Here is a 24,955-nt window from a genome sequence, read left to right as displayed (position 1 = left end):
CGGTGATGGTCGCCGACGGATTCCTGCCCGCGCAACCCGTCGGAGCTTCCCTTCCGCCTCCGTCCTTGCCGTTGGGTAACGCTGGGTTGCCGCTCCACAAGAGATCGCCGGAGCCGAATCTGGTGAACAGATCCGGCCGTCCGTCCGCTCGCGCCGGGCAGCGATGGAAGCCACTGCGGATGGGTGCCATCGTGGAACGCAACCGGACCGACTGGGGAGCGGGACCGGAGCGCTGTACCCGCAGTGGACGGTGCAGAGCACGGAAGCGGGCGAGCTGGATGATTCTTGCGGTCGTGTTCGCGGTGTTGGCCGCGTGCAGCAACGCGGTCGGAACCGTGCTGCAACGGCGTGCGGCGGTGCAGATGCCCGACTCTCCCAATCGGTTCGGGCTCGTCGGGCAGTTGCTGCGCAGCCCGGTCTGGTTCGCGGGCATTCTGGGGGTCGTCTTCGCCGCGCTCTTCCAGGCTCTGGCTTTGAACGCGGGGACCCTGGCGGCGGTCCAGCCCCTGTTCATCCTGGAGCTGCCGCTGGCTCTCCTGGTCGGCAGTGTGGTCTTCCGTGTGGGGGTGTCCCGCAAGGCCTGGTTCTGTGTGGGGTGCATCTTCGTGGGCCTGGCCGTCAGCCTCTTCTCGACCGCCCCCTCCGGCGGGCGGTCCCAGGTCCCGGGACTGTGGTGGGTGCCGGCGCTGGCCGTGGTGGGCGGGGCCGGTGCCCTGCTGGTCCTGGCCGGGCTCCACCGCCCCCACGGACTGGCGCGCGCGGCCTGCCTGGCCGCGGCGGCCGCGATCGGTAACGCGCTGACCGCGGCGCTGGTCAAGTCCGCCATGAGCATCATGTCCGAGAAGGGGGCGGCGGGCTTCTTCCTGGCCTGGCAGACCTACGGGTTCGCTGTCGCCGGTTCGCTCTCCATCGTCCTGCTGGGTTACGCCATGCAGGGAGGCCCGCTGATCGCTTCCCAGCCGGCCCTCACGCTCGGCGACGCGGCCCTCAGCTTCTGCCTCGGCGTCGTCCTCTACGCCGAATCGCCGCGACACGGCTTGTGGCTCCTGCCGGCGCTCCTCGGCGTCGCCCTGCTCTGCTACGGCGTCTTCGCCCTCTCCCGCACCCGGTGCCTCATGGAGTGCGTCAACCCAGGAGGGGACGAAGCACGGCCCGAAGAGGAGCCCGCCTCAGCGGCTCATCACCACGCGAGGGCGGACTGAGACACAACCGCCCTCCACGCGATCCCGCCCGCTCAGGCGGTGAGGCGCTCGGCGAGGGACTTGGCCCTGGTGACCGCCGCCTGGTGGGCGCGCTCGCGGGAGGCTTCGAAGAGGGGCACCAGCTCGGACATGGCCGGGTTCTGCGGGGCCATGGTGAGCTCGGGGACGATGAACTCGAGTTCGAGGGCGAGCGTGTCGGCGAGGATCGCCGTCAGGTAGTTCTGCACGTACTCGAACGGCTCCCTCGGCGTGCCCGGTGCGTAGGAGCCGCCGCGGCTGGCGACCACGGTGACCGGCGTGCCCTTGGCGGAGGGGCTCTCGCCCGCGGTGCGGCCGAACAGGATCACGTTGTCCAGCCAGGCCTTGAGGGTCGACGGGATCGCGTAGTTGTACATCGGGGCGCCGATCAGCACCGCGTCCGCCCGCTCCAGCTCCTCGATCAGCTTCACGCGCTCGGCGAAGGCGGCCGCCTGCTGCGGCGTGTGGGCGGCGGCGTCGGCGAACCCGGCGGTGTGGGCGTCGGCGGTGAGGTGCGGTACCGGGGCGGTGGAGAGGTCACGGTAGATCACCGCGCCCCCCGGGTGCTGCTCCTCCCAGGTCTTGCGGAAGGTGTCCGTCACCGCCCGGGACGCGGAGGCGGACGCCGGGAACACGGACGAATCGATGTGCAGAAGGGTGGCCATCGGAGATCTCCCAAGGATGGTGATGGTGATCCGAGGGCGCCCGCCGGGATGCGGACGCCCAAGGGGCTAAGTTTTCGTACTCGACTATAGATAGCACAGGTACTTACTTTTTTTCATCACCATACGGGCACGCAGTATCCTGGCAGGCATGACGGTCGAACAGAGCCACGGCACCGAGGCGTGCAAGCGGGTGGACGACGGCATCACCCGCGTCTTCCAGTTGCTCGGCAAGCGCTGGACCGGCCAGATCGTGGCCGTACTGGTCGAGCAGCAGGCGAACTTCGCCGCGCTGCGTCGTGCCATTCCCGGCCTCAGCGAGCGCATGCTCTCCGACCGCCTCACCGAACTCGCCACCGCGGGGCTCGTCGTGCGCGAGGTCGACGAGGGTCCGCCGTTGCGGGTCTCCTACCGGCTCACGGAATCGGGGGCCGCGCTGGAGCCGGCGCTCACGGAACTGGGGGAGTGGGCGAAGGTGCATCTGCCGGACGGCCCGCCCTGCACGGAAACGCCCCGAAGCGACGCCTGACGGCGAAGCGGCGGCTGTCGACGCGAAGAGCCTGCTGCTCTCGGCAAGTTCCACCCCCGGGAACGGCGCGGCCGGTCGCGGAACGCGACGCGCTGCTCCTGCGCGACACCGGCCGCACCGGTGAGACGGTAGGCAGGCGGCGCATCCCGACGCCACGCTGGCAGTTGCAGCAGTGCCTCCATCAAGGCCCTTGCTTCGATGCCGCCGGCAGCTACGTCAAGCTCCGCGAAGTCGCCCGCCGCATCTGCGAAAGGGGCAGTCTCGCCTGGGGCGGCGTGGGCGGTCTGCGGCCGTCCCTTGGCGCCCGGCGAGGGCCGGAGCCCCTGTTTGTGGGGTAGATCTCGTCATGGTGACACATCCCCACGTCAGCGCCCCGGAATCTCCGCTTCCGGGTGCCCCGGGTGGCCCTCCGGAGTCCGGGCGGACCGGTAGGTGTCCCCCCTCGTACTAAAATCATCCGCTTGTTTGGAGCTGGACCGGAAGATCCCCTGGCATCCCTCGGGCCCACCAGCGCCCCGGAACGTTCCGGGAACGACACGTGAGGACCCGATGGCAGCCCTCGAGCAAGGCCCCGCACTCGCGCTGTCCGACGAGGAGATGCGTGTGCAGTCCGGCGATCGCGCGCGACTCTCCGCCGCCCCCGCCGGTTCACCGCGCACCCTCGTGGACGTCTTCGAGGCCACGGTACGGGCCCATCCCGACGAGCCGGCCCTCGACGACGGCCGCCGTTGCCTGACCTACCGGGCCCTGGCCGCCGAGGTCGAAACCCTCAGGCGCCGCCTCGCCGGCGCCGGGGTGGGCCTCGGCGACCGGGTCGGTGTGCGCGTCCCGTCCGGCACCAACGACCTGTACGTGGCCATCCTGGCCGTGCTCGCCACGGGAGCCGCCTACGTCCCGGTGGACGCCGAGGACCCGGACGAGCGGGCCGATCTGGTGTTCGGGGAGGCGGAGGTCCGCGCGGTCGTCGGCGCCGCACACCGGCTGACCGTCCACGGCACGTCCGACGCCCCCGCGGCCCGTCCCGGCATCGAGCACGACGCCTGGATCATCTTCACCTCCGGCTCGACCGGCAAGCCCAAGGGGGTCGCCGTCGGTCACCGCAGCGCCGCGGCATTCGTGGACGCCGAGGCGGACCTCTTCCTGACGGAGGAGCCGATCGGACCCGGCGACCGGGTCATGGCGGGCCTCTCCGTGGCCTTCGACGCCTCCTGTGAGGAGATGTGGCTGGCCTGGCGGCATGGGGCCTGTCTGGTGCCCGTACCGCGCTCCCAGGTGCGCAGCGGCGCCGATCTCGGCCCCTGGCTGGTCGAGCAGGAGATCACCGTCGTCTCCACCGTGCCGACCCTGGCCGCGCTCTGGGAGCCCGAGACCCTGAACGACGTCCGCCTGCTGATCTTCGGTGGTGAGGCCTGCCCGCCGGAACTGGCACAGCGGCTGGTCACCGAGGGACGCGAGGTCTGGAACACCTACGGGCCGACCGAGGCGACCGTGGTGGCCTGCGCCGCGCTGCTCACCGGTGAGGAGCCGATCCGGATCGGACTGCCCCTGAACGGCTGGGAACTCGCCGTCGTGGACGACGCCGGCCTGCCGGTGGCGATGGGCGCGAGCGGACAACTGGTCATCGGTGGGGTGGGGCTCGCCCGGTACCTCGACGCCGAGAAGGACGCGGAGAAGTACGCGCCCCTGCCGTCGCTCGGCTGGGAGCGCGCCTACCGCAGCGGGGACCTCGTCCGGGCCGAGCCCGAGGGGCTGATCTTCCTCGGGCGCGCCGACGAGCAGATCAAGCTCGGCGGGCGGCGGATCGAACTCGGCGAGGTGGACGCCGCGCTTCAGGCCCTGCTCGGGGTGGCCGGTGCCGCCGCCGCGGTGCGGACCGCCCGCAGCGGCAATCAGCTCCTGGTCGGGTACGTCGTCACCCAGGAGGGGTGGGACCACGCGGCGGCCGTCGAGCGGCTGCGCGCCGAACTGCCCGCCGCACTGGTCCCGCTGCTCGCGCCGGTCGACGATCTGCCGACCCGCACGTCCGGCAAGGTCGACCGCAACGCGCTGCCCTGGCCGCTGAAGGACCTGGAAGGCCCCGCCGCCCGGCTCTACGGCACCGAGGCCTGGCTCGCCGAACAGTGGACCGAGGTCCTCGGCATCCCGGTGGCCGACGCGTCCGACGACTTCTTCGCGATCGGCGGCAGCAGCCTGGCCGCCGCCCAGCTCACCACCCGGCTGCGCACCCGCTACCCCAGCGCTGCCGTCCTCGACATCTACCAGCAGCCGACGCTGCGCAAGCTGGCCCGCCATCTGGAGGAGTCGGCGCAGGAAGACGGCGCCGAGCGCGTGATCACCCCGGTTCCGAAGCGGGCCGGGGTACTCCAACTCCTCCTGCTCCTCCCCCTTTTCACGGTGCTCGGGCTGCGCTGGGCCGTGGCGCTGGTCGCGCTCGGGAACGTACTGCACTGGTTCGGCCCCTATCCGTGGGCGCCGACCGCCTCGTGGTGGGCCGTCGCGGCCGGGGCGGTGCTGCTGTTCAGCCCGCCGGGGCGGCTCGCGATCGCGGCGGGCGGGGCCCGGCTGCTGCTGCGGGGTGTCAAGCCCGGCCACTACGCCCGCGGGGGCAGCGTGCACCTGCGGCTGTGGGCCGCGGAACGGCTCGCCGAGTTCACCGGGGCGACCTCGCTGACGGGTTCCTGGCTGGTGCGCTACGCACGGGCCCTGGGCGCCAAGATCGGCCCGGACGCGGATCTGCACTCGCTGCCGCCGGTGACCGGCATGCTCAAGCTGGGGCGGGGCGCGGCCGTCGAGTCCGAGGTGGACCTGTCGGGCCACTGGCTGGACGGCGACCGGCTGGAGATCGGCCCGGTCAAGGTGGGTGCGCACGCTGCCGTCGGCACGCGCAGCATGCTCTTCCCGGGCGCGCGGGTCGGTAAGCGCGCCGAGGTGGCGCCCGGTTCGGCCGTCGCCGGGCAGGTTCCCACCGGCCAGCGCTGGGCGGGCGCGCCCGCCGTCAAGCTCGGCAAGGCCAAGCGCAACTGGCCCAAGGAGCGGCCTCGGCGCGGCACCTGGTGGCGGGCGATGTACGGCGTCAGCGGTTTCGCGCTGACGGTGCTGCCGGTCCCGGCGGGGGCGGCAGCGCTCCTCGTGGCGCACCTCTTCGTCGATCCGGCCGCCGGCCTCGGCGAGGCTTTGCGGGGAGCCGCCGTGGCCCTGGTTCCCGCCACGCTCGCATTCGGTCTGACGTACGCGCTGCTGCTTGTGATCGCCGTACGGCTGACGAGTCTCGGGCTGCGTGAGGGCACATATCCCACGCACAGCCGGATCGGCTGGCAGGCCTGGACGGTCACCCAGCTGATGGACCGCTCGCGCGAGACGCTGTTCCCGCTGTACGCCGGGCTGGTCACCCCGGTGTGGCTGCGCCTGCTCGGGATGCGGATCGGCCGGGGCGCCGAGGTGTCGACCGTACTGGCGCTGCCCACTCTGACCACGGTCGGCGACGGGGCGTTCCTGGCGGACGACACGCTGACCGCTCCCTACGAACTGGGCGGCGGCTGGATGAGGATCGGTCGCGCGGAGATCGGGCGCCGGGCGTTCCTCGGGAACTCCGGGATGACCGCACCGGGCCGGAGCGTGCCGGACGGCGGGTTGGTCGGGGTGCTGTCGGCGACCCCGAAGAAGGCGAAGAAGGGCAGCTCCTACCTGGGCCTGCCGCCCGTGAAACTGCCGCGCACCGCCAGCGACGGCGACCAGAGCCGTACGTACGACCCCCCGGCCGGGCTGCTGTGGGCGCGCGCACTGGTGGAAATGTGCCGGATCGTTCCCGTGTTCTGCTCGGCGGGACTCGCCGTGCTGACGGCCGCGGCGCTCAGCGCGCTGGGCGACTGGGCATGGCCGCTGTGCGGACTGGTGCTCCTCGCCGCGGGACTGGCGGCCGGTGCCGTCTCCGTCGTGGCGAAGTGGCTGCTCGTGGGCCGGCACCGGAGCGGGGAGCACCCGCTGTGGAGCTCCTTCGTGTGGCGCAATGAGCTGGCGGACACGTTCGTGGAGGTCGTGGCTGTGCCGTGGCTGGCGGGAGCGGTGCCGGGCACGCCGCTGACGACGCTGTGGCTGCGCGCACTCGGCGCCCGGATCGGCCGGGGTGTATGGGTCGAGAGCTACTGGCTGCCGGAGACGGATCTGGTGACGCTGGAGGACGGTGCCACGGTCAACCGCGGATGTGTGTTGCAGACCCACCTCTTCCACGACCGGATCTTGCGGACGGATACTGTGATCCTCCGTGCGGGAGCGACGCTGGGTCCCGGCGGAATCGTCCTGCCCGGCAGCACGGTCGGGGCCCGCACCACGCTGGGGCCCGCCTCGCTCGTGATGGCGGCGGAGTCGGTGCCCGACGACACCCGCTGGCTGGGCAACCCGATCGAGGCATGGCGTCCCCGGAAGCGAGCGTCGTGACTCGCCTCGGGCGCACGACGGGGCGGCACGGCATATGAGCACAGCGCAAGGAGCAGACGCAGCAGTGAGCCCTCAGCAGAAGGTGGAAGCGGACCCCTACTTCCCTGCCAACGGCGACCCTCGCTACCGGGTGAACCGCTACGAGCTCACGCTGGACTACCGCCCCGGCCCCAACCGGCTCACCGGGACGGCCCGGCTGGGCGCCATCGCGGGCGGGGCCCCGCTCACCGAGTTCCAGCTCAATCTCGCCGACTTCCGGATCGGGCGGGTCCGCGTCGACGGCCGGCCGCCGCACTACGCGCACCGCGGAGGCCGGCTGCGCATCCGCCCGCCGAAGCCGATACGGGCGGGTGCCGCGTTCACCGTCGAGGTGCACTGGTCGGGCAACCCGAAGCCGGTCGGCAGCCCTTGGGGCGGGCTCGGCTGGGAGGAACTGGAGGACGGGGCGCTGGTGGCGAGCCAGCCGGTCGGGGCGCCGTCGTGGTACCCGTGCAACGACCGCCCGGCGGACAAGGCGTCGTACCAGATCTCGGTCACCACGCCGTCGGCGTACTCGGTGGTGGCGGGCGGGCGCCTGCTGACCCGTACGGCGAAGGCGTCGACGACCACGTGGGTGTACGAGCAGCCGGCACCGACCTCCAGCTATCTGGTCGGGCTGGCCATCGGCAGGTACCAGACGGTCCTGCTCGGCGATCCGGGCGAGGACGGTGTGCCGCAGTACGGGCACCTCCCCGCGCCCCTGCTGCCGCAGTTCTCCCGGGACTTCGCCCGCCAGCCCGCCATGATGGAGCTGTTCCAGGAACTCTTCGGTCCGTACCCGTTCGGCGAGTACGCGGTGGTGGTGACGGAGGAGGAGCTCGATGTCCCCGTGGAGGCCCAGGGGTTGTCGCTGTTCGGCTCCAACCACGTGGACGGCGCGAGGGGTTCGGAGCGGCTGGTGGCGCACGAGCTGGCACACCAGTGGTTCGGCAACAGCGTGTCCGTCGCCGACTGGCGGCACATATGGCTCAACGAGGGCTTCGCCAAGTACGCGGAATGGCTCTGGTCGGAGCGGTCCGGGGGCCCCACGGCCGCCCAACTCGCCGCGACGGCACACCGGAAGCTCTCCGCGCTGCCCCAGGACCTGCGGCTGTCCGACCCGGGCCGCAAACGCATGTTCGACGACCGCCTCTACGAACGCGGCGGCCTCGTGCTGCACGCGGTGCGCTGCGCCCTGGGCGAGGAGGCGTTCCACCGGATGCTGCGCGGCTGGACGGCCGCGCACCGGGGCGGGGTGGTGACGACGGGCGCGTTCACCACCCACGCCGCCCGGTGCGCGGGCCGGTCCCTGGACGATCTGTTCACGGCGTGGGTGGAGGAGACGGCTCTGCCGCCGCTGCCCTCCCAGGCGGCTGCGGTGCCGATGCGCCCGCCGTACCCGCCGAGCAACGCGGGGTCCCTGTGAACCGTGTGAACGGGCACGGCCCGGGGCGCCCCGGCTCCCGGGCCCCGGGAACCCCGCCGGGCCGCCGCGCTGCCGGTAGCGCGCCGGCCCGGCCACGGGTCAGGGGCGCTCGTACGTCCGCGTGAGGATCTCCAGCACCTCGGACTCGTCCGGCAGCCGCGGCGCGTTCTTGGTCACGGCGTCGGCGACCGCTCCGGCCGCGATGGCCGGCAGCAGTGCGCGGCCGGCCCCCAGGTCGCGCAGCGACCGCTTGATGTCCAGGGCCCCGGAGATCTCCCGCACGGCCGACACGGCGGCCCCGGCCCAGTCGCCGTCGGCCGGCGGCGCGAGGCGCATGGCCCGGGCCACCTGCTCGTACGCGCCCTGTGCGGCGGGCGCGCTGAACTCCATGACCTCCTCCAGGACGGCGGCGAGGGCCACTCCGTGCGGAGTGCCGGTGTGCGCGGTGATCGCGTGACCGATGCCGTGCACCAGGCCGAGCCCGGACAGGGTCAGTGCCTGGCCCGCGAGGTGCGCGCCCATCATCAGCTCGGCGCGCGCGTCGAGGTCCGAGCCGTCCCTGTGCGCGACGGGCAGGGCGCGGCTCACCATGGCCACGGCCTGGGTGGCGTACGCGACGGAGAACGGGTTGGCGCCGCGCGAGGCGAGCGACTCGATGCCGTGGACCAGGGCGTCGATGCCGGTCGCGGCGGTGGCCGGTGCGGGCAGGCCGAGCGTCAGCTCCGGGTCCAGGAGGGCGATGCGCGGCTTGACCGAGGGGTGACCGATGTAGACCTTCCGGCAGGCCGTGGTGTCCTCGATGACGCCGAAGCCGTTGGTCTCCGCTCCCGTGCCCGAGGTGGTGGGGACGGCGACGATCGGCAGCCCCTGTGCCGCCTCCCACAGATGGTCGGCGTCGGCGGCCACCGCGTCCGGGTTGCCGACCAGCAGGGAGATGCCCTTGGCCGCGTCCAGCACCGAACCGCCGCCGAGCGCGACGACCGCGGCGGGGCCGAAGGCGCGGGCCCGTGCGGCGCCCGCGTCGACGTTGCCGGTGGACGGGTTGGGCGCCACCTCGTCGTGGACGGCGTACTCGATGCCCGCGCTGTCGAGGGTCTTGAGGACGCGTTCGACGACACCCGCCGCGCGCAGCCCCCGGTCCGTGACGACGAACGCGCGGGCGTGGCCGGTCGCCGCGACCAGCTCGGGAAGCAGGTTGATGCGGCCGGGCCCGAACAGGACACGGCACAGGGGATCGACGCTCAGCGACGCGGTCGCGAGGCTGTCGCGCTGGGGAGAGGACATGGGATGCGGCTCCTGAGTGCTGCGTACCGGTTCAGACCGTGAGTGCCGTGGTGGCCGGCGCGGCCGCCATCGGGTGAGGCAGGCGGAACTCCTGCCCCGCGAGCGTCTCGTAGAGACGGACCGGGCTCATCTCGCCCGCGAGATCGCCGTGCTGGGCCTTGGAGCGGCGGTAGATCTGCTCGACGAGGGCGGACAGCTCGGTGGGCACGCCCAGGTCGCGGCCAAGGTCGACGGCGAGCCCGAGGTCCTTGCAGGCGAGGGCCATGGCGAAGGAGTCGTCGTAGTCGCCGTCGGCGAGCACGCACATGATGTCGCTCTCGAGGAAGTGGGAGGCGGCCGGGCTCGCCAGCAGCGCGCTGCGCAGCACCCCCAGGTCTACACCGGCCTTCACGCCCATGGCGAGGACCTCTGAGGTGGCGACCAGATGACTGAACCAGAGCAGGTTGATCATCAGCTTCACGGTATAGCCCGCGCCGAGCGGCCCGACGTGCAGGATGCGGTCCGGGTCGCCCATGGCCCGAAGGACGGGCAGGGCGTCGTGGAAGTCGTCGTCGTGGCCGCCCACGAAGATTTGGAGGCTGCCGGCCTCGGCGCCCCGGGCCATGCCGCTGACCGGCGCGTCGAGCCGGCGCACGGTCCTGGCGTCCAGGACCTCGGCCGCGACGCGCTCCGCCGCCGCCGGCGTCGACGTCGACATGTCGATCCACAGCGCGCCGGCGGGCAGGGCCTGAGCCGCTCCGCCCCGCAGCAGCACGTCCTCGACGATCCGTGGGTTCGGCAGCATGGTGATCAGGAACTCGGCGTCGCGTGCGCAGTCGGCGGGGGAGTCGGCCCAGCGTGCTCCGAGCGCGAGATGGTCGACGGCCGCCTCGGGCCGGGTGTCGTGCACGGTGACCAGGTGGCCCGCGTGGATGAGATGGCGGGCCATGTGCCGTCCCATGTTGCCCAGGCCGATGAAACCGATCCTCATCAGTGTCCTCGTTGCTGTCGGAAGAAGAGAAGAAGAGACGAAGGGGGATGCCCGACCCGAACGGGTCGTGGGGGTCAGGCGAGGTTGATCCAGGTGGTCTTGAGCGCGGTGTACGCGTCCAGCGCGTGCAGGGACTTGTCGCGGCCCGCGCCGGTGGCCTTGAAGCCGCCGAACGGCGTGATGACGTCGCTGGCGTCGAAGGTGTTGATCCACACCGTGCCGGCCCGCAGCCGCTTCGCGGTGCGGTGGGCCACGGTCACGTCCCGTGTCCACACCGAGGCCACGAGACCGAAGTCGCTCTCGTTGGCGAGCCGTACGCCCTCGTCGACGTCGCCGTCGTAGGACACCACCGCCAGAACCGGCCCGAAGATCTCCTCCTGGCCGACGACGGAGGCGTTGTCGACTCCGTCGAGAACGGTCGGTTCTACATAGCTGCCGCCGGTCTCGGCCAGCGTGCGCCGGCCGCCGAGCAGCACGCTCGCGCCGTCCCGTGTGCCGCGCTCGATGTAGCCGAGGACCGCGGCGAGCTGGGTCTCGTCGACGATCGGGCCCATCACCGTGGCCGGGTCGAGCGGGTCACCGACGCGGAAGGTCTCGGCGGTGATCCGGCGTACGGCGTCCAGCAGCCGGTCCTTCACCGAGGCGTGCACGACGACCCGCGATCCCGCGTTGCAGGTCTGCCCCGCGTTGTAGAAGATGCCCCAGGCCACGGCCGAGGCGGCGGCCTCGACGTCCGCGTCGGCCAGGACGAGCTGCGGAGACTTCCCGCCCGCCTCGACGGCGACCTGCTTGCCGTTGGACTCACCCGCGTACACCTGGAAGAGCCGGGCCACCGCCGCCGATCCGGTGAAGGCGATCTTGTCGACGTCCGGATGGCGGCCGAGTGCCTGCCCGGCGACCTCACCCCGCCCCGGAACCACGTTGAGGACGCCGTCGGGCAGCCCCGCCTCGGTGGCGAGCGCGGCCAGCCGGAGCGCGGCCAGCGAGGTCTGTTCGGCGGGCTTGAGCACCACGCTGTTTCCCGTGGCGAGCGCGGGCCCCAGTTTCCAACTGGCGATCAGCAGGGCGTAGTTCCACGGCACGACCGCACCGACGACACCCAGGGGTTCCCGGGTGATCAGCGCGAGGGCGTCCCCCGGGGTCGGCGCGACCTCGTCGTACGTCTTGTCGATGGCCTCGGCGTACCAGGCGATGGTCTCGGCGGCCTTGGCCACGTCCACGCGCAGCGACTCGGTGATGGGTTTGCCCATCTCCAGGGTGTCCAGGAGAGCGAGCTCCTCGGCGTTCGCACGGATCAGATCGGCCCAGCGCAGCAGGACACGCTTGCGCTCCTTGGGCGCGAGGTCGCGCCAGCGTCCGTCCTCGAAGGCGGTACGCGCCGACCGGACGGCCCGGTCGACGTCCTCGGCGGACGCGGCCTGCACCTCGCACAGGACCGAGCCGTCGCGCGGCGACACGCTCGGAAAGCTGTCACCGGAGGTGGCGTCGGTGAAGGTGCCGTCGATGAACGGGCGGGTCTCGAAGGCGAGCTTGTCGGCCGCGGCCCGCCACTCGTCGTGGGAGCGGGTCAGCAGGTCCTCGATGGTGCAGGTCACTTGACCCTCCAGCGGTCGATCGCGTCCTCGTCCAGTTCGATGCCGAGGCCGGGTTTGTCGGGCACTTCGAGGCAGCCGTCGGCGTTCACCTCCACGGGCTCGGCGAGCATGAAGTCGCGGCGCTCGGGGGTCCAGCCGGGCGGGTCGTAGGGGAACTCGAAGAAGGGGCCGCCGCCGACGCCCGCGGCGACGTGCAGGTTGGCGAGTACGCCGATGCCGTTGGTCCAGCTGTGCGGGGTGAACTGACGGTGCTTCAGCTGGGCGAGTTCGGCCAGGGTGCGGGCGCGGTGCATGCCGATCGCGAGCACCACGTCCATCTGGTAGATGTCGAGGGCGTCCTCTTCGAGGTAGCGCAGCAGCTCGGTGGGGGAGTGGTGCATCTCCCCGGCCGCTATCCGCACGCCCGGGTTCTCGGCACGCAGCCGCTTGAAGCCGTCCAGGTCCCCGTAGGGCAGGGGCTCCTCCACCCAGAACACGTCGAGTTCGGCGAGCCGGGCGATGATCTTGCGGGTCTTGGCGAGGTCGGAGGCACCGGCCGTGTCGCCCGCCATCCGCCAGGACTGGTTGAGATCGACCATGATCTCGAAGCCGTCGCCCAGTTCCTCCCGCACGGCCCGTACCACCGCGACGCCCTCGTCGACGCGGTCCCGGTCGATGCGGATCTTCATGGCCCGGAAGCCCGCCTCGCGCACCTTCAGCGCCGTCGCGACGCGCTCCTGCGGCGACTTCAGCTCTCCGCAGGAGGCGTACGCGGGCAGCTCCTTGGTCGCGTTGCCGAACAGCTCGGAGACCGGGCGGCCGTGCACCTTGCCGATGACGTCCCACAGGGCCGCCTCCAGCGGCCAGTAGTAGGCGCCGTGGAAGTTGGCGGTCTCGATCGCCCTGACGTGCCGGGTGATGTCGAGCGGGTCCTCGCCGACGAACAGATGCCTGTAGGTGTCGAAGCCGTCCATGAGGTCGCCGGAGCCGATGCCGGTGATCCCCTCGTCGGTGTGCACGCGGACGATCGTGGCGTCGAAGTGGCGGCGCGGCTCGGGGTCCCAGGCGGCACGGAACGGCGGATCCAGTTCCAGCCGGAGCCGGTCCAAGGTGATGTCGGTGATCTTCATCGGGTGACCGCCTCGGGCGCCGACGCGGCGAGTACCTCGGCGGAGGGCGTGTAGAAGGGGTTCGCCGGACCCTCCTGTGCCGCGGCCAGGGCGTCGGAGACCGACGGCGTCCCCGTCACGGCCGCGCGGACCGCGCCGTACGCGGCGGCCCGCTGGTTGCGGAAGCAGGCGTCCAGGTCATGGACCGCCGGGTTGACCCACACCGCGGCGATGATCAGCAGGTCGTCGGCCTCCCCGGCCGGGAGGAGGCCCTGCGCCACCGCGTCCAGCACGCCCTGGGCGAGGCCCGCCTGCGCGCTCCCCCATGTGGCGCGCTCGTGCAGATCGCTGCCGGCGACGGCCTTGTTCACGAACAGGGTGAGCGGCCTGACCGGCACCGACGGGCGCACGACCGTCATGAACGGCACATGTCCGGCGCTCGGCGTGGCCAGCGAGGTGGCCCAGGCCGTCTCGACCGGGCCGCCCTTGCGGCCGATCACGATGTTCGTGTGCGCCGCATTGGCGCCGTCACCGGCGAAGGACTCGCCGATCAGCGCGGTGGCGGCAAAGGGGGAGGGCATCGGAACTCCTGGACCTTTGGTAGCGGGGGGATTCCACGGGGAACCCGGATGCGACGGGAGTGAAGGATGAACCTCGCATTCGGTGCAGTTCATCCGTCCCGATGCGGCGAATCTAGGTCGGCCGCCACCCCCTCGCAAGGCGCTCGCCGGAATCGAAATGCCGGTTGCTCTACCGACAACTCAAGGGTTGACCTGGGGTTCCTTCGCCGTACGGCGGGCCTAGGATGACGCGCGTGACGGACACCTCCTCGGCCTCGCGCGGGCATGGCCTGCGCCGGGACATCGATCTGCTGGAGGCCCTCGCCTCGGACGAGGCGCAGACCGCCGGCGGCCTCGGCGTCGTGCGTCTCGCCCACCTCGTGGGGCGCGAGAAATCCCAGGTCTCCCGCGTCCTGAAGGCCCTCGCCGCCGAGGGGATCGTCGAGCGCGACCCCGACACGCTCGAGTACCGCCTGGGCTGGCGCCTGTTCTCCCTGGTGGCCCGCACCTCGGAGAGCCGACTGGTGCGCGTGGCCGAGCCGGTCATGCATGCCCTGTCCGCGGACCTGGAGGAGACCAGCCACCTGTGTGTGCTCAGCGACCAGGCGGTCCTCACTCTGCTGTCGGTCTCCGGTCACTCCTTCCGCGTCCACGGCTGGGAGGGCCGGGGAGTGCCCGCCTGGCAGACGTCCGCCGGCCGCGTGCTGCTGGCCGACGCCACTCCGGACGAGCTGTACGTCCGGTTCGGCACGACCGGCCGGATGCCCGTCCCCGAGCTGTGGGGGCTCATCCAGGAAGCCAAGCGGCAGGGCTACGCGCGCGTCAGCGAGGAGTTCGAGGCCGGACTCGTCGGAGTCTCCGCCCCGGTGCGCGACTTCCGGGGCCGGGTCGTCGCGGCCCTCAACATCTCCGCGCCCAAGGCCCGGCTCGGCGGCCGCCTGGAAGACGCGGGCCGTACGACGGCCCGGGCGGCGGCCCGGGTCTCGGCACTGCTGGGCTGGGAACCCAGGCGCGCACAACCGGCCAGGACCGGACCTGCCTGAGCGGGCCCGGCGGAGGAACCCGCTGCCCTCCACACGTGTGTACCGGCTCGGGCGCCCGTCCGCCCCGTACGCGCTCGCGGTGATCACCGGGTTGCCCTGACAGCAACCACCGTTGCGATCCGGCGGAGTGGCCTTGTCGCCCGTATGGCGCGCTCGTAAATTCACCGCGCACCGGACGAGCCCAGTCCGAACGGAGAAAAGAGCAGCTCATGAACCTCGTCGGCATCGACACCATCGCCGAGGCCCCGCTCGCCGAGGGCGATGTGTTCATCGGCGGCCGCTGGCTCCCGGCGGCCGACGGACGGACCTTTCCCGTGTACGACCCGGCCACCGCGGACCTCGTGCGCGAGGTGTCCGCGGCCGGGCCCGACGATGCCCGAGCCGCGGTCGAGGCGGCGCGGGCCGCCGCGGCCTCCTGGCGTACGACGCCGCCCCGGCGCCGCTCGGAGATCCTGCACGAGGCCTTCCGGCTGATGAGGGAGCACACCGACACGCTCGCCCGCCTGATCGTGCTGGAGAACGGCAAGGCGTACCGGGACGCGGCGGCCGAGGTCGGCTACGCGGCCGAGTTCTTCCGCTGGTTCGCCGAGGAGGCCGTACGCATCGGCTCCTCCTTCGGCGACGCCCCCGGCGGCGGCTTCCGGCACGTCGTGCGCAGGCACCCGGTCGGCGTCACCGCGTTCGTCACGCCGTGGAACTTCCCGGCCGCCATGGCCACCCGCAAGATCGCCCCGGCACTCGCGGCCGGCTGTCCCGTCCTGCTCAAGCCGGCCCCCGAGACCCCGCTCACCGCCCTGGCGGTGGCCGCCCTGCTCGCCGAGGCCGGACTGCCCGACGGACTGCTGAACGTCCTGCCCACCGACCGCGCCCCCGAGGTCGTCTCGACCTGGCTCGGCGACGAGCGGATCCGCAAGTTCTCCTTCACCGGCTCCACCGCCACCGGCAAGCTGCTCCTCGCACAGGCCGCGGCGAACGTCGTCAACGTGACCATGGAACTGGGCGGCAACGCGCCCTTCGTCGTCTGTGCCGACGCCGACATCGACGCCGCCGTGCACGGCGCGATGGACGCCAAGATGCGCGGCGGCGGAGAGGTCTGCATCGCCGCCAACCGGTTCTACGTCCACGCCGACGTCGCCGCCGAGTTCACCGAGAAGCTGGGCGCCGCCATGGCCGCCGTGCACACCGGCCCCGGCATGGAGGAGGGCGTCACCCTCGGCCCCATGGTCAACCAGGCGGCGGTCGACAAGATCCGCTCCCTGGTCGACGACGCGCTCGCCCGCGGGGCGAAGATCGCCGCACAGGGCACGGTCCCCGACGGCCCCGGCCACTTCCACCCCGCCACGGTCCTCACCGACGTCCCCGACGACGCCCGCATTCTCCACGAGGAGGTCTTCGGCCCCGTCGCCCCGCTCAGCGTCTTCACCGACGAGGACGAGGTGCTCGTGCGCGCCAACGCCACCGTCCACGGCCTGGCCGCGTACGTCTACTCGCGCGACCTCGCCCGCGCGCTGCGCATCGCCGAAAACCTGGAGGCCGGCATGGTCGGCCTCAACCGGGGCCTGCTGTCCGACCCCGCCGCTCCTTTCGGCGGCGTCAAGCAGTCCGGCCTCGGCCGGGAAGGCGGCCGCGAAGGCATCGAGGCGTTCCTGGAGACGCAGTACATCGCCCTCGACTGGCCCACCGGCTGATCCCCGGCCCCTGGCCCCTCTCGTACGTCCCCACGCCCCTGCCCGAGCTCTTCCCTGCCACGCCCCGTCCCCGCCCCGGTCCCCGGCTCCGCCCCGGCCGGCCCGGACACCGAACAGACAAGGACCGCTCATGGCAACGACGCCTGCGACCGAACCACAGTTCGACGCTCCGCCGACCCCCGCGCTGCTGCGCGAACGCCGCCGCCTCCACACCAAGCTGAAGCTGGCCACCCAGATAGGCGAGGGCATCGACGGCTACATCATCGGCGGCATCGGCATGGCGATGGCGGCCCTGACCACCGACCTCCACCTGTCCACCGTGATGGAGGGCCTGGTCGGAGCCTCGCCGCTCATCGGCATCTTCGTCGGCGGCCCGCTCTTCGGGCGGCTCGCCGACCGGTTCGGCCGGCGTCCGGTGTTCCTCGCCGACATGCTCATCTTCCTGGTCGGTTCGGTGCTCCAGTTCTTCGTCACCGACGGCCTCCAGCTCTTCCTCATCCGGTTGCTGATGGGTGTGGCGATCGGCGGCGAGTACGCCATCGGCGCGCCGCTGCTGTCGGAGTACGCGCCGAAGCAGGGCCGGGGCAGGCTGCTGGCCAGTCTCGAGATCAGCTGGTACATCGGCTACGCGCTGGCCACGGTCGTCGGCGCCCTGTTCGCGGACGTCCAGGGCGGCTGGCGCTGGTCCCTGGCCAGCAGCGCGGTCATCGCCGTGGTGTGCGTGTCGCTGCGCGGCGGCATCCCGGAATCCGCGCGCTGGCTGCTGAGCAAGGGCCGCCGCGAGGAGGCCGAGACCCTCATCGCGAAGTACGGCATCGAGGTCGACGTGAGCGCCGAACTCGACGACCGCGCGGAAGCCGGGCGGGAGGGCTTCCGCGCCCTGTTCAGCCGCCGCCACCTGCGCAGCACCGTGTTCGCCAGCGTCTTCTGGGCGGCGCTCGTGCTGCCGTACTTCGCGATCGGCACCTTCTGGACCCAGGTCTTCGAGGCCCTCCACATGGGCGACAACGCGGTCGCGGCCCTGCTCGTGTACTCCTTCACCGCCGTCGCCGGTGTCACCGCGGGCTGCCTGGTCGTGGACCGCATCGGCCGCCGCAGGCTGCTGATCCCGCCGTTCTGGATCACGGCCGGCTGCCTGGCGCTGGTCGCCGTGTGGCCGTCCTCCACCCCGGTCATCGTGGGCGGCTTCCTCTTCTTCATCTTCCTCAACGCGGCCTCCAGCGCGCTGACCGCGGTCTATCCGCTGGAGGTGTTCCCCACCTCGCTGCGTGCGACCGGCGTCGGCTTCGCGACCGCCATGAGCCGCGTGGGCGCTGCCGTCGGCACCTTCCTGCTCCCGATGGGCCTCGACCGCTACGGTGCCCGCTTCGTTCTGTTCGTCGGCGCGGGCGTGCTCGCCGTCGGCGCTCTGGTCTCGCATTTCCTGGCGCCCGAGACCACGGACCTGGACCTGGCCAAGGCGGCCCGGACGGCCCGCGAACCCGTCGCCTGAGCAGGCGCCGCGGACGGGGACCACGGGCACCCCTGGGGGCCGGCATGAGCCGGCCCCCAGGGGCGCGTTCGGTGTCAGGCGTTCGGGTCGAAGGGGATCCCGGACGGCATGGAGTGCGCGAGCGCGTACTGGAAGTCGCCGTCCTTGATCTTGATCGTGGCCGCTCCGAAGTCGGCGCTCAGGAGCTTGTCGCGGAAGCCGGCCGGGTAGCCGTTCCAGCCCACCAGGCGGGGGTAGAACCAGCCGCCGGTGGCGTTCTCCGGCGGTTCGTCGTTGCTGTTGGCGAAGCGGAAGTCGTGGGTGGAGACCCCGTCCTTGTGATACACGATCTTCGGGTGGGTCCCGTCGAAGCGCACCGACGAACGCGCGGCCACCTGGTAGCTGGTGTGCTGCGACACGGACACGTACTGGACCTGGTTGTTGCTGATCCACACCACGACGTGCTCCCAGTCGTGGGTGTGACCGATGGCCGCGGGTCCGAGCGTGGCCTGATCCTTCTCGAAGTAGCTGGCGTACATGACGGCGCACCAGCCGTTGTTGCACTTCTCGCGCGAGTACGTGTTCGCGTTGGCGAGTTGGGCGTAGTCGTGGCAGTGCCCGTTGACGTCGCCGCCGAGCCGCAGACCGGGGTTGATGGTGCCGTCACTGCCGATGGCAGCCGTGGCGTAGCAGCCGTCGCCGTCGTAGTCGTAGGCGGGGGAGAAGGTCTGCTCCAGGCCGTCGGCGTTCTGGGGCAGCAGCTGAAGAACGCTCGCATCGGCGTTCGTGGGCAGCGCCACGACCAGCGCGAGGGCGGCCAGGGCGCTCGCGAGCGCGGAACGGCCCAGCCGCCGCGAAGGCCTGGGGCCGGATGTCGTTCTCCTGCGGATCGCTGTGGGGGGTACCAGGTTGCGCACGTCAACTCCCTGCGGGCACACGAGGATTGGAGCGATTCCCGGTCCGCCGGTGAGAGCGTGGGCCGGGCGCCCAGATTCTTGCAAGGACTAGACCAGTAAGGCGAGCCGGAGGACTGAACTTTGGCGCACGGATCGCTGAACTCCGCGCCCTCGCCGCCATGTCCGCCAACTCCCCGTTCCCGACGCAGGGTTACGGCTGCTGCCCGCAACGCCTCAGCGGCGCAACGCCTCGAAGGCCTGGCGTGCGCCGATCCCGATCGCGAGGTCGATGTCCGGTGCCAGGTTGGCCCGGCGGTCGGACCGGGTGAGCGCGGCCATCGCCACCCGGTCGCCCGATTCGGCCTCCACCACACCGATTTCGTGTCGCAGATGGAGAAAGGTCCCGGTCTTTCCGCTCACCCGCAGTGTGTCCGCGCGCAGTTCGCTCGCCAGCCGCTGTGTGAACACCTGCATCCCCATCAGCCGGCGCAGTTCCGCGGTGGCGCCGGGATGGGCGATCTCGTCGCGCCACACACGCTCCAGCAGGTCGACGAGTGCCGTGGCGGTACCGATGTTGGCGTAGGGCGGATCCAGCGTCTCGATGGTGTGCCGCCCCGAGCGGTCGTCCCGGATGGCCAGCTCCAGGGCGAGGGAGAAGTCATTGCCGGCGGCCCCGGCCGCACACTCGTACATGCGGTTGAGCCGATGCCGCACCCGGAGGCCCGAACACCCCCAGGCGCGCAGGCGTGCGTCGACGTCCTCCACCGCGACAAGGTCGAACAACGCGTCGGCGGCGGCATTGTCGCTCACCGAGAGCATCAGCGTAACGAGGTCACCGACGGCCACGGTGGCGGGATGCCGGAACGCCGCCAGCCCGGTCGGTCCGACGCTGCTCGTGGCCGGATCGACGGTCACCTGCCGTGCCGAGTCGAGTTCCCCGGTCGCCATCCGGTCCAGCGCGACCAGGGCGAGCGGCACCTTGACCACCGAGGCCAGGGGTACCGGCCGGTCCACGTCGAAGCCGAGTTGCTCGCCGGTGTCGATGCTGCGGGCCAGGAACGATCCGCGGACACCGAGGGCCGCCCAGTCCGCGGCGATCGCCTCGGCGACATCGAGAAGGGCACCGTCACCGGCGACACAGGCGGGGCGGCACGCCGGGCGGGCGCTCATCCGCGCGCCGCCAGCCGCGACGGGGCCTGCCCACCCGCGGCGTCCGACGCTGCCGTGGCCCAACCGGCCCTCACGGCACCGACCGCAGCCACCAGCAGCGCGACCAGCCAGCCCGGCACACCCTCCCCCTCCCGCTGACGCGGGGCCGCGCTCGCGTCGTAACCCCGGTGCAGGGACCCGTCGCCCAGAGGTGCCCAGCTCGCCCCGTGCCGCCGCGCGAACGGCTCGGCGCACAGCAGCGTCCCCCGGCCGGCAAGTGTCTCGGCGAGTGCGGTCGCGACCGGTCCGGCGGGACGGACCAGGGCTTCCGGCAGTCCGGCGCGTGCGGCCGCCCGACGCAACCGGTCCTGTGCGTAGGGGACCTGGTCCTCCGCCATGGTCAGGATCGGCACCGAGGCGTGCTGCCCGCGCGGTGCGCCGCGCCCGCGTCGGGGCCGCAGATCCTCCAGGTGGACCGGGCGCGGTGCAGGCCGCCGCCGGGCCACGGCCGGGTCGGGGGACATGCCGTCCGGCATGTGCGGCGGCGCGGACGCCAGGCCGAGCGGCACTCGGAGCGCGGCGTGCTCCGGGGGCACCCGGACCAGCGCGTACGCCAGCGACCCGTCGGCCAGGCCCGCCACCCGCTCATCCGGCGGCAGTTCCCGCACGCCGAGCGTCGTGCCGCGCTCGGCACCGGCACGGATGACCCGCGCCAGCGCCGCCGGATCGCAGTCGGCGGGCACCCCCACGGCCTGTACCGCCGACTGCCGGGCCGACCGCGCGACGTGCCGCAGCCGCCGGGCCCGGTCCAGCACCTCCTGGGCGTACGGCAGCAGAAGGACACCGAACTCGGTCGTCGTGCCTTCCCGCGGGCGTCCTGGCCCCGGATGAGTGAACCTTCCCCGGGAGGGTGCGCATGGCCTTGCGGGTGAGCCAGGGGCCGTCGGCGAACTGCCGGTACGAAGCGGTGTTGAAGCCGGGGTCGGTGGCCGGGTAGAGGAGCGCCTGCCCGGCCAGGTGGGGGCCGCCGCCTCCCTGGCCATGAGCGTCACGGCAGCCGGCGTGTTCCCGCCGACGCTGTCTCCGGCGATGGCGATGCGGGAGCTGTCGACGTTGATCGCGCTGCCGTGGCGCGCCACCCACTGTGTGGCGGTGTCGCCTGCTCGATGGCGATGGGGTAGCGGGGCTCGGGCTACGGGGTGTAGTCCACGATGGTCACCGCGGCGTGGGCGTCGTTCGCGGTCTCAGGGACCAGGCGGTCGTGCGTGTGCTCATCGCCCAGCACCCGTCCGCCGCCGTGGATGTGCATCGCCGCGGGGAGCTTCCCGGCGCTTCCCTTCGGACGGACGACCCGCACGGTCACGCTTCCGGTGGGTCCGACCGGCAGGACCCGGTGGGCGACGTCGGCCGGCCGCAGCGTGACGGGCCCGGACTGAAGATCGTCCAGAGTCTGCCCGTCCGGTGAGAGCCGTCGTCCGAACGGGAGGCCGTGCACCACGAGACCAGGAGAAGTGCAGGTCGGCGACAGTCGCTTGACGCTGCGTGGGACATCATGGTCCCGGTATCACCCCGCTTGGCACCCGGAGCACCGGCGGTCTCGTTCCACCGAGGCTTCCGGTCGTCCGTGCCTGTGGGGCGATCTCAGCGGGTGCGGCTTGCCCCGGCGGTTGCCGCTTCTCCTCGTCGTGGAGCCCGGCGCTGTGCCCACGCCTTGCTCACCTCGGCCCCCACCCGAACCCCGACACCCCAGGAAGAAAGCCATGTCCCAAGAGCGTCACCGCGTCACCGTCAGCGTGCTGGGCGAGATCGACATCGCGTCGGCCCCGCCGCTCGAGCGCATGCTGCGCGAGCTTGCCGCAGAAGGTTGCGGACTGCTGGAGGTCGACCTGGACGGTGTGGAGTTCATGGACTCCAGCATCGTCAAGCTCCTCCTGCGGACGCTGACGTATCTGGAGCATGAGGACGCGTGTCTGCGGGTACGGTGCAGCGCTCCCACCCACAGGAGGATCTTCCGCCTCACCTCCACGGACGAGCTGCTCAATGTCACGGCCTCCCAGCCGGCCACCGCTGCACCGTCGCAGGAGGCCGGCAGTCGGCACTACCTCTTCGACTCCCGGACGTCTTCGATGACGCTCCCACGGCCCCGTGAGGTCTGCCGGACCGTGTAGTGTCCCCGCGTTTCTGCTGGCCTCCAGCCGCAGCCGACGCGGCAACGCCCCGAAGCCCGGGTCCCGGCCCACCACGTACCCACCCGTTCCTTGCTTCGGAACCCACGCGGTCCCGGGCCGAGCGGTCGGCCACAAGGATCGTAAAGCCTGGTCGCAGTCCTCCACCGGCGCACGCACGGACGACGTTGCGCGCGCGGAACAGGTATCGTCCCGCTGCGCGGGTACCCAACCGCCCCAGTGATCGACCCCGTCTGGAGCCGATGTGCCCGGTCCCCGCATACGCGGAGGAAAGTTCTCCCGCTCAGAGACCACGCGAGCCGAAGCCTTCAGCGACGGTGTGTTCGCCATCGCCGTCACCCTCCTGGTGCTCGGCCTCAGCAGCCCGCCCCACAAGCCGGGCGGCCTGGGCCGCGCCCTGCTGGAGCAATGGCCCGCCTACCTCGGCTACTTCGCCTCCTTCAGCTACGTGGCGGTCATCTGGCTCAATCACCACCAGGCCTTCGTCCGCATCGCCGGCATGGACCGCGCACTGCACGCGGCCAACCTGTTCCTGCTGTTCACCACCGGGGCGCTCTCCTTCCCCACGGGCGTGGTAGCCGATGCGCTGCGGGCCGACACGGCGGGCGCCGACGCGCGGGTGGCCGTGGCCCTGTACGCGGGAGTCGCCGCGGCGATGTGCCTGAGCTGGGTCGCTTTCTACCAGCGGCTCGCCTGGTGCCCCGAACTGCTGGCCCAGGATGTGGAACCCACCTATGTGCGCCACGGCCTGCTGCGCTCGTGGGCCGGGGCGATGGCCTACGCCCTCGCGGGAGTGCTCGGGGTGCTGGTGACACCGTTGCTGGCCCTCGCGGTGTTCGTCGTCCTCCCCGTGTTCTACTTCGTGACCAGTGAGGGTCTGCCCACCGTGGGCGGTGGGGACCGCCGGCGCGACCACCACGGCGAGCGGCCATAGGGCTCACCCCGGTCGTCCTCGTCGTCCGCCGCGCCGTCCGCGGGCCCGGGGCCGGTCCGGGGCATCGGTGAGCTGGAACGCGGCGGCCGGAGGGCTCCGCAGCGGCGTACGGTGGCCGCGCTCGCCGCTGGCCTCGGTCTGTCCGACGCCGACCGGGAGCGGCTGCTGGCGGCCGCCCGCACTGGACGCGCCCCGGACTACAGCCCGGTGGGAGTGCGCACCTCTCCCCGAGGCATCGACGACTTCGTCGGCAGGGAGCAGGAGCTCGCACAGCTCAGTGCCGCCAGGCCGAAGAGAGTCCGCAGGACGCCGCGCGGGCCCGCGCGGCGTCGCACGAGTGGCGGCTCCTACCGGCGGTCGTGGCCGACCGCCGGTAGGAGCCGGACGGTTACAGCGTGGGCGCGGACGCCGAACCTCAGCGGATCACGGACGCCCGGGAACGAAGCCCCCGACTGGACGCCTCCGGGCCCCCCGCCGGGCGGCATCCGCGCACCTGCCTCAGCCCTCGAGGAGCCGTGACGGGTCCAGGACGACGGGAAGCTTGTCCAGGCCCCGGAACGCCGGGAAGGGAACCTTCAGCCACTCCGCCTCGTGTGCGGGCGTCGCGAGTTCGATGTCCGGGAACCTCTCGAACAGCGTGGTCAGCGCGATGCGCATCTCCATCCTGGCCAGCGGCGCACCTAGGCAGTAGTGCGGACCACTGCCGAAGCCGAGGTGGGCGCTCTGGATGCCCTGGCGCTTCACGTCGAAGGTGTCCGGCTCCTCGAACTTCTCCGGATCCCGGTTCGCGGAGGCCACCGCGATCTGGACGAGAGCGCCCTTGGGGATGACCGTGTCCCTGATGGTGATGTCCTCGAGCGCATGCCGGAACGTGGCGTTCTCCACCGAGCCCTCGTAGCGGATCACCTCCTCGATCGCGTTCGGCAGGAGCTCGGGATCGGCCAGGACCTCCCGCAGCTGGTCGCGATGGGTCAGCAGGTTGAAGACGGCGTTGCCGATGAGGTACGCGGTCGTCTTGTGGCCGGCGAAGAGCAGCACCCACAGCGTCGACAGCAACTCGCCGTCGTTCATGGCGCCTTGCTCGTCCTGCGTGCGGATCAGCGCGCCGAGGAGGTCGTCGGTCGCTTCCCGGCGCTTTCGCGCGATGAGGTCGGCGAAATAGTCCCCCAGCGCCCCCTCGGCGACCGCGAGCTTTTCCTTGTCCTCTTTGCTGAACCCGGTACGCGCCACAACGGCACACCACTTCTGCACGTCGTCCCGCTCCTCCTCGGGAATACCGATGAGTTCGCAGATCACGATGAGCGGCAGCGGGAAGGCGAAGGTCGGCAGCAGATCGACGGGCGCATCAGTGGCACAGCGCGCCAGCAGTTCGTCCGTGATCTGCTGAATGCGCGGACGCAGGGATTCGATACGACGCGGAGTGAACGCGCTGTTGACGATGCGGCGCAGCCGGGTGTGCTTGGGCGGGTCCGAGAAGAGCATGTTGTCGTCGAGCGCGATGGACGAGTCACCGAAAATGGTGTGGTACGCGTCGATGGCGGCGTACATGTCCTTGCTGATGCGCGGGTCCGTCAGGGCGGCCTTGGCGTCGTCGTACCGGGTGATCAGAAAGGTGTCCACCCCGTGCGGGGGAGACAGCGGGCACACGGGGGCCGATTCGCGCAGGCGCGCGTAGACCGGATAGGGGTTGGCGCGATACGCGGCCGAGCCGCGTGATGCCGCCGAGATCGCCTCTTGTGTGGCGTCCGTGGTGTCCCGTTCGTCGAGCTGAGTCATTCTCTCGGCCTTTCTGAAGGCTCCCG

Annotated in this window: 20 protein-coding genes and 1 pseudogene; 9 read left to right on the top strand and 12 right to left on the bottom strand. The window is 71.8% G+C overall.

The features are described from left to right. Positions 1-293 precede the first annotated feature (293 nt). Positions 294-1,202, top strand: a complete 909-nt coding sequence (locus tag ABZ823_RS19610) for a DMT family transporter (protein WP_361661511.1) — start codon at positions 294-296, stop codon at positions 1,200-1,202. A gap of 32 nt (positions 1,203-1,234) precedes the next feature. Here ABZ823_RS19610 and ABZ823_RS19605 read toward each other — a convergent pair whose 3' ends face one another. Next, the gene (locus ABZ823_RS19605; protein WP_361661508.1) at positions 1,235-1,885 is read right to left on the bottom strand and encodes an NAD(P)H-dependent oxidoreductase; all 651 of its coding nucleotides are present in this window, start codon (positions 1,883-1,885) and stop codon (positions 1,235-1,237) included. Positions 1,886-2,033: 148 nt separating this feature from the next. Between ABZ823_RS19605 and ABZ823_RS19600 the strand changes: the two genes are divergently transcribed. From ABZ823_RS19600 to ABZ823_RS19590, 3 genes are all read left to right on the top strand, one after another. Next, positions 2,034-2,411: a helix-turn-helix domain-containing protein gene (locus ABZ823_RS19600; protein ID WP_361661505.1), complete on the top strand. Its 378-nt coding sequence runs from the start codon at positions 2,034-2,036 to the stop codon at positions 2,409-2,411. 549 nt (positions 2,412-2,960) lie between these two features. After that, positions 2,961-6,845: a Pls/PosA family non-ribosomal peptide synthetase gene (locus tag ABZ823_RS19595; protein WP_361661502.1), complete on the top strand. Its 3,885-nt coding sequence runs from the start codon at positions 2,961-2,963 to the stop codon at positions 6,843-6,845. Positions 6,846-6,879: 34 nt separating this feature from the next. Beyond that, complete coding sequence (locus tag ABZ823_RS19590) at positions 6,880-8,289, top strand: M1 family metallopeptidase (protein WP_361661499.1); 1,410 nt, start codon at positions 6,880-6,882, stop codon at positions 8,287-8,289. A 99-nt stretch (positions 8,290-8,388) separates the two neighbouring features. Here ABZ823_RS19590 and ABZ823_RS19585 read toward each other — a convergent pair whose 3' ends face one another. The 5 genes from ABZ823_RS19585 to fae all read right to left on the bottom strand — a co-directional run bounded on the left by ABZ823_RS19585 (position 8,389) and on the right by fae (position 13,807). After that, entirely contained in the window at positions 8,389-9,573 is a 1,185-nt protein-coding gene (locus ABZ823_RS19585) for an iron-containing alcohol dehydrogenase (protein WP_361661496.1), read from the bottom strand. Positions 9,574-9,604: 31 nt separating this feature from the next. Continuing rightward, complete coding sequence (locus ABZ823_RS19580; RefSeq protein ID WP_361661493.1) at positions 9,605-10,543, bottom strand: NAD(P)-dependent oxidoreductase; 939 nt, start codon at positions 10,541-10,543, stop codon at positions 9,605-9,607. A gap of 74 nt (positions 10,544-10,617) precedes the next feature. Further along, the gene (locus ABZ823_RS19575) at positions 10,618-12,138 is read right to left on the bottom strand and encodes an aldehyde dehydrogenase (protein WP_361661490.1); all 1,521 of its coding nucleotides are present in this window, start codon (positions 12,136-12,138) and stop codon (positions 10,618-10,620) included. Next, positions 12,135-13,247, bottom strand: a complete 1,113-nt coding sequence (locus tag ABZ823_RS19570) for a mandelate racemase/muconate lactonizing enzyme family protein (RefSeq protein WP_361661488.1) — start codon at positions 13,245-13,247, stop codon at positions 12,135-12,137. Before ABZ823_RS19570 ends, ABZ823_RS19575 begins: the two co-directional genes overlap by 4 nt. Then, complete coding sequence (gene fae / locus ABZ823_RS19565) at positions 13,244-13,807, bottom strand: formaldehyde-activating enzyme (protein WP_361661485.1); 564 nt, start codon at positions 13,805-13,807, stop codon at positions 13,244-13,246. The genes ABZ823_RS19570 and fae overlap by 4 nt, the downstream gene beginning before the upstream one ends. A 224-nt stretch (positions 13,808-14,031) precedes the next feature. On the opposite strand from fae, the gene ABZ823_RS19560 reads away from it, so the two are divergent. The 3 genes from ABZ823_RS19560 (at position 14,032) to ABZ823_RS19550 (ending at position 18,009) form a co-directional block, all read left to right on the top strand. Then, a complete protein-coding gene (locus tag ABZ823_RS19560) occupies positions 14,032-14,829 on the top strand; it encodes an IclR family transcriptional regulator (RefSeq protein ID WP_361661482.1) in 798 nt (265 codons plus the stop codon). Positions 14,830-15,038: 209 nt separating this feature from the next. Continuing rightward, a complete protein-coding gene (locus tag ABZ823_RS19555) occupies positions 15,039-16,517 on the top strand; it encodes an NAD-dependent succinate-semialdehyde dehydrogenase (RefSeq protein WP_361661480.1) in 1,479 nt (492 codons plus the stop codon). 130 nt (positions 16,518-16,647) lie between these two features. Then, positions 16,648-18,009 carry an MFS transporter gene (locus ABZ823_RS19550; protein ID WP_361661477.1) on the top strand — a complete coding sequence of 454 codons (1,362 nt, stop codon included), beginning with the start codon at positions 16,648-16,650 and terminating at the stop codon, positions 18,007-18,009. Positions 18,010-18,083: 74 nt separating this feature from the next. Here the strand turns inward: ABZ823_RS19550 and ABZ823_RS19545 are convergent, their stop codons facing one another. The 5 genes and pseudogenes from ABZ823_RS19545 to ABZ823_RS19525 form a co-directional block, all read right to left on the bottom strand. Further along, a complete protein-coding gene (locus ABZ823_RS19545) occupies positions 18,084-18,836 on the bottom strand; it encodes an NPP1 family protein (protein ID WP_361661742.1) in 753 nt (250 codons plus the stop codon). 282 nt (positions 18,837-19,118) lie between these two features. Continuing rightward, positions 19,119-20,054: a serine hydrolase gene (locus tag ABZ823_RS19540; RefSeq protein ID WP_361661474.1), complete on the bottom strand. Its 936-nt coding sequence runs from the start codon at positions 20,052-20,054 to the stop codon at positions 19,119-19,121. Next, entirely contained in the window at positions 20,051-20,848 is a 798-nt protein-coding gene (locus ABZ823_RS19535; RefSeq protein WP_361661471.1) for a LysR family transcriptional regulator, read from the bottom strand. Before ABZ823_RS19535 ends, ABZ823_RS19540 begins: the two co-directional genes overlap by 4 nt. A gap of 216 nt (positions 20,849-21,064) precedes the next feature. Continuing rightward, positions 21,065-21,208 (bottom strand): annotated as a pseudogene (locus ABZ823_RS19530) (alpha/beta hydrolase fold domain-containing protein); the annotation flags it as partial. A 17-nt stretch (positions 21,209-21,225) separates the two neighbouring features. Continuing rightward, positions 21,226-21,531 carry an alpha/beta hydrolase gene (locus ABZ823_RS19525; RefSeq protein ID WP_361661468.1) on the bottom strand — a complete coding sequence of 102 codons (306 nt, stop codon included), beginning with the start codon at positions 21,529-21,531 and terminating at the stop codon, positions 21,226-21,228. Positions 21,532-21,793: 262 nt separating this feature from the next. Here ABZ823_RS19525 and ABZ823_RS19520 point away from each other — a divergent pair, with 262 nt between their 5' ends. Continuing rightward, positions 21,794-22,201 carry an STAS domain-containing protein gene (locus ABZ823_RS19520; RefSeq protein ID WP_361661465.1) on the top strand — a complete coding sequence of 136 codons (408 nt, stop codon included), beginning with the start codon at positions 21,794-21,796 and terminating at the stop codon, positions 22,199-22,201. 262 nt (positions 22,202-22,463) lie between these two features. Beyond that, positions 22,464-23,153: a TMEM175 family protein gene (locus ABZ823_RS19515; RefSeq protein ID WP_361661463.1), complete on the top strand. Its 690-nt coding sequence runs from the start codon at positions 22,464-22,466 to the stop codon at positions 23,151-23,153. 498 nt (positions 23,154-23,651) lie between these two features. Here ABZ823_RS19515 and ABZ823_RS19510 read toward each other — a convergent pair whose 3' ends face one another. Beyond that, on the bottom strand, positions 23,652-24,929 hold the full coding sequence (locus ABZ823_RS19510) for a cytochrome P450 (protein ID WP_361661460.1): 1,278 nt from the start codon (positions 24,927-24,929) through the stop codon (positions 23,652-23,654). Positions 24,930-24,955 lie beyond the last annotated feature (26 nt).

Origin of the sequence: Streptomyces sp. NPDC047079, assembly GCF_040643755.1 — a bacterium.
Classification (GTDB): Bacteria; Actinomycetota; Actinomycetes; order Streptomycetales; family Streptomycetaceae; genus Streptomyces.
Note: the sequence above shows the minus strand (reverse complement) of the source record. Positions and strands in the feature narration are given on the sequence as shown.

Coding starts and splice junctions, on each gene's coding strand:
- ABZ823_RS19605 (WP_361661508.1), bottom strand. CDS start 1,885: ATGGCCACCCTTCTGCACATCGATTCGTCCGTGTTCCCGGCGTCCGCC.
- ABZ823_RS19600 (WP_361661505.1), top strand. CDS start 2,034: ATGACGGTCGAACAGAGCCACGGCACCGAGGCGTGCAAGCGGGTGGAC.
- ABZ823_RS19595 (WP_361661502.1), top strand. CDS start 2,961: ATGGCAGCCCTCGAGCAAGGCCCCGCACTCGCGCTGTCCGACGAGGAG.
- ABZ823_RS19590 (WP_361661499.1), top strand. CDS start 6,880: ATGAGCACAGCGCAAGGAGCAGACGCAGCAGTGAGCCCTCAGCAGAAG.
- ABZ823_RS19585 (WP_361661496.1), bottom strand. CDS start 9,573: ATGTCCTCTCCCCAGCGCGACAGCCTCGCGACCGCGTCGCTGAGCGTC.
- ABZ823_RS19580 (WP_361661493.1), bottom strand. CDS start 10,543: ATGAGGATCGGTTTCATCGGCCTGGGCAACATGGGACGGCACATGGCC.
- ABZ823_RS19570 (WP_361661488.1), bottom strand. CDS start 13,247: ATGAAGATCACCGACATCACCTTGGACCGGCTCCGGCTGGAACTGGAT.
- fae (WP_361661485.1), bottom strand. CDS start 13,807: ATGCCCTCCCCCTTTGCCGCCACCGCGCTGATCGGCGAGTCCTTCGCC.
- ABZ823_RS19560 (WP_361661482.1), top strand. CDS start 14,032: ATGACGCGCGTGACGGACACCTCCTCGGCCTCGCGCGGGCATGGCCTG.
- ABZ823_RS19555 (WP_361661480.1), top strand. CDS start 15,039: ATGAACCTCGTCGGCATCGACACCATCGCCGAGGCCCCGCTCGCCGAG.
- ABZ823_RS19550 (WP_361661477.1), top strand. CDS start 16,648: ATGGCAACGACGCCTGCGACCGAACCACAGTTCGACGCTCCGCCGACC.
- ABZ823_RS19540 (WP_361661474.1), bottom strand. CDS start 20,054: ATGAGCGCCCGCCCGGCGTGCCGCCCCGCCTGTGTCGCCGGTGACGGT.
- ABZ823_RS19520 (WP_361661465.1), top strand. CDS start 21,794: ATGTCCCAAGAGCGTCACCGCGTCACCGTCAGCGTGCTGGGCGAGATC.
- ABZ823_RS19510 (WP_361661460.1), bottom strand. CDS start 24,929: ATGACTCAGCTCGACGAACGGGACACCACGGACGCCACACAAGAGGCG.